The organism is Pseudomonas sp. GW821-FHT09H03, from assembly GCF_059415945.1.
Map to the genome: position 1 here is coordinate 1 of NZ_JBWKOF010000037.1, position 1,258 is coordinate 1,258.

General features: G+C 58.8%; 1 protein-coding gene. It reads right to left on the bottom strand.

The genetic code is table 11. The features are described from left to right. Positions 1-182 precede the first annotated feature (182 nt). Positions 183-641 carry an REP-associated tyrosine transposase gene (locus AC07OG_RS26305; protein WP_495068508.1) on the bottom strand — a complete coding sequence of 153 codons (459 nt, stop codon included), beginning with the start codon at positions 639-641 and terminating at the stop codon, positions 183-185. Positions 642-1,258 lie beyond the last annotated feature (617 nt).

Genomic DNA, 1,258 nt, shown 5'->3' on the forward strand with positions numbered 1-1,258 from the left:
GCGCAGCAGCCCTCAATAATCACCCTGTAATGTCAGATAAACCGCATCCATCGCTTTCAGGGCTGCTGCGCAGCCCAACGGGGGCAAGCCCCCTCGCCACAGGCAAGCCCCCTCGCCACAAAAGTCCCTGGCCACACAAGCACCTGTGACACAAGCCCTGGCCAAGTAGGGGGCTGCGATGTCTATAGCCAGCAGGCATCCCAGAGCGGGTAGTCGCCGATCTTTTGCACCAGGCCTGCCCTCAAGGGATTGGCGACTATGTAGCGGGCGAATGGAAGCAGATCCTCTCCATCGCGGATGGCCCTGTCGTGATAACCGGTTTGCCAGAGAGGGCCATGACGGCCGCTCATTTTGTTCACTTTCCGGGTGCAACGTGATTTGGCGGCTCCGATCACGTGCCCCAGATCACTGTCCTGCAGCTGCATAAGCCAATGAAAATGGTCGGGCATGACGACCCAGGCGATTGAGTTCACTAACCCCGAATCATGGGCTCGGCGCAATTCCGTAACCAGCAGCCGCCCCAGATGCCAATCGGCAAAGACAGGTTGGCGATTGTAAACAACTGCTGTGACCAGATAGGCGCGACCGCTCTCGGAGTGCCGCCCCCGACGCAAGCGGTGGGAGTTGGGTTTAACAGGCATCCATGCCTCCTTTTGAGGTGATCAATTACCCTTTCAAACTAGTCCCGCACCGACTGAAGTGGCGCGACAAACACTGAGTGAAAAATCTGATTTCAGTGAAGGACTGAACACAAAAGCAGGTGTTGTGGCGAAGTGGCTCGCGTGGAGTGGAGGCTCGTGTGGCGACAGGCTTTTGTAGCGAGGAGAGCTTTTGTGGCGAGGGGGCTTGCCTGTGGCGAGGGGGCTTGCCCCCGTTGGGTTGCGCAGCAACCCTTGATAAACACCCTCGTAAAATCAGACACACCTTAACCGCCGCTTTCAGGGCTGCTGCGCAGCCCAACGGGGGCAAGCCCCCTCGCCACAGGCAAGCCCACTCGCCACAAAAGCCCTCTAGTTACACAACTCCGTCGCCAGAGTGGGAGGCAGGTGTAAGCCGGGAAGTATTGAGATAGAGCTTTCCAAGGGGCAGGGCGGTGTTTCGCAGGCACATGACGCCGGTGTGGCGACAGGCTTGTGTGGCAAAGGGAGTTTTGTGGCGAGGGGGCTTGCCCCCGCTGGGGTGCGCAGCAACCCTTGATAAACACCCTCGTAAAATCAGATACACCGTAACCGCCGCTTTGAGGGCTGCAGCGCAGCCC